Consider the following 2,046-nt stretch of genomic DNA (forward strand, 5'->3'; position numbering starts at 1 on the left):
CGAAAATCGGTTCGACGCTAGCACGACCGGTCCTGCCTACGATTCCCGCGACGGTTCCGGTATTCGTGCGGGAAGTGCGTGCAGGTTATGTGTCGACGTCGATCGACTGAAGCTGTCGTACCCAGTCGAATTCGGCGCCGAGGAACGCTTCGCCGCCTGAAGCGAATGCGTCGCGTAGTTGGGTGAGGGCGTCGATGAACTGTTCTACGCGTTCGCGTGCGGACTCGGGTGTGCCGGCGCCCTTGCGGGCGTAGCCCGCGGCGAGTTGCTTGGCGGACTCGAAGTCACCGAAGCCTTCAGCGAAGCCGAGCCTCGACGTGATCGCACTAGCTGTGCGGAGCTCAGAGAGCATGCTGTCGCAGATCGTCACGATCTCGTCGATAACGTGAGGGTCCAGCCTCACAAAGTCGCTCATGGCGGGTTCGTCCTCTCGGTCGGTGGATTTCCTTCAAGCCTTGAGGAGCGGCTCGACTGCGGTAACGAAATCGTCCAGTCCCGCGCACCATTCATCCAGCGGGACCGGACCCGTATGGTCCTTGTGGTAGAGCCGATTGAAGAGCACGATGCCGAAGTTGGTCTCGAGTACGTATGTGCACTCGTTGTCGCCGTTCGTACCGATCTCCCGTAACGCCGGACGCCCGTTGATTGTGATCTCAGTTGCGAACTGACCGTTCTTCTTCAGTTCTTCGTCCAGCGAGACGTTGCCAGCCATGACGTTGAGGTCATATCGCGCCAAAACTCCTGGTATTTGGACAGTTCCTCGGTAGTAGCACGCCAAGAACGTGTACGACCCCATCGGCATGTCCGCGAACTCTTTGTGTGCCGCGTCGTACCCTGCCGCGGTCATCACGTCGTCGGGTAGGTCGAGGCAGGGGTCGAAGGTGATGTCGGGGCGGCCGGAGTCGTCGACGATGCGCGGTGTGCGTGTTGTCGGTGCGGTGGTTACGGTGGTGCTGTTGTCGACGGCTGGTGCTGGTGCTGGTCCGCAGGCTGCTGCTACCGCGATGATTGCAGCACTCATCGCTGCACGTCTCCACCTGCTCACGCGACCCCCCGATCCGCCCGAAAATCGGTTCGACGCTAGCACGACCGGTCTCGTCATGATTCCCGCGACGGTTCCCGCTTCCCACAGCAGCAATTGTTGCTGTGGCAAGCAGGCTTTCGCGTGGGAAGGGCGGGTCGGTTACGTGTCGACGTCGATCGACTGAAGCTGTCGTACCCAGTCGAATTCGGTGCCGAGGAACGCTTCGCCGCCTGAAGCGAATGCGTCGCGGAGTTGTTCCAAGGCTTCGATGAACTGCGCGACTCGTTCGTACGCTGACTCTGGAGTGCCTGCACCCTTACGGCTGAAGCCCGCGGCAAGTTGTTGAGCCGAGTGGAACTCACCGAAGCCGTCGGCAGATCCAAGTCGGGATGCAAGCTGCTGGGCATCCTTCAGTTTGCCGAGGGTCGTATCGCATATCGAGACGATCTCGTCGATTACGTGCGGTTCGAGCCGAACAAAATCGTTCACAGTGCGTCCTCCCGGTTCATCGATTGAAGGATTGGGTTAGTTGGCGATGTATTGTTCGAGTATTGCGGTGAGTTCTTCCATTCCGGCGCACCACTCTTCCTTAGGCAGGGCCGAGCCATCGCTGTGGTAAAGGCGGTTGACGAGCACAATCCCGAAGTTGGTCTGTAGCGCGTAAGTGCATTCGTTCCGGCCGTTTGGGCCGATCTCGCGAAGACCACGTCTTCCATTGACGGTGATGGCCGTTGAGATTTCGCCGTTCTTTGCAAGTTCTTCTTCGAGCTTGATATTGCCTGACAGCACGTTGAGGGAGAACTTGCGCGTACCACGGACGAGTTCTGTTCCCCTGTAGGCACACGCCAGGAACGTGTACGACCCCATCGGCATGTCCGCGAACTCTTTGTGCGCCGCGTCGTACCCTGCCGCGGTCATCACGTCGTCCGGGAGGTCGAGGCAGGGGTCGAAGGTGATGTCGGGGCGGCCGGAGTCGTCGACGATGCGCGGTGTGCGTGTTGTTGGTGCGGTGGCTACGGTGG

The 2,046-nt window shown here is 60.1% G+C and carries 4 protein-coding genes; all 4 read right to left on the bottom strand.

The genetic code is table 11. The features are described 5' to 3' along the window. Positions 1 to 85 precede the first annotated feature (85 nt). A complete protein-coding gene (locus MWU77_RS24390; RefSeq protein ID WP_169691056.1) occupies positions 86 to 415 on the bottom strand; it encodes a hypothetical protein in 330 nt (109 codons plus the stop codon). A gap of 33 nt (positions 416 to 448) precedes the next feature. Next, complete coding sequence (locus tag MWU77_RS24395; RefSeq protein ID WP_247275030.1) at positions 449 to 1,021, bottom strand: DUF3558 domain-containing protein; 573 nt, start codon at positions 1,019 to 1,021, stop codon at positions 449 to 451. 162 nt (positions 1,022 to 1,183) lie between these two features. Next, positions 1,184 to 1,513, bottom strand: a complete 330-nt coding sequence (locus tag MWU77_RS24400) for a hypothetical protein (RefSeq protein ID WP_169689668.1) — start codon at positions 1,511 to 1,513, stop codon at positions 1,184 to 1,186. 36 nt (positions 1,514 to 1,549) lie between these two features. Next, positions 1,550 to 2,046, bottom strand: a 497-nt coding sequence (locus tag MWU77_RS24405) for a DUF3558 domain-containing protein (RefSeq protein WP_247275031.1), incomplete at its 5' end; no start/stop codon positions are given.

This window comes from Rhodococcus sp. F64268 (genome assembly GCF_023015605.1).
Taxonomy (GTDB): domain Bacteria; phylum Actinomycetota; class Actinomycetes; order Mycobacteriales; family Mycobacteriaceae; genus Rhodococcus.

Bases quoted from the DNA above. Each gene is read 5' to 3' on its own strand.
- MWU77_RS24390 (WP_169691056.1), bottom strand. From the start codon at position 415: ATGAGCGACTTTGTGAGGCTGGACCCTCACGTTATCGACGAGATCGTG.
- MWU77_RS24395 (WP_247275030.1), bottom strand. From the start codon at position 1,021: ATGAGTGCTGCAATCATCGCGGTAGCAGCAGCCTGCGGACCAGCACCA.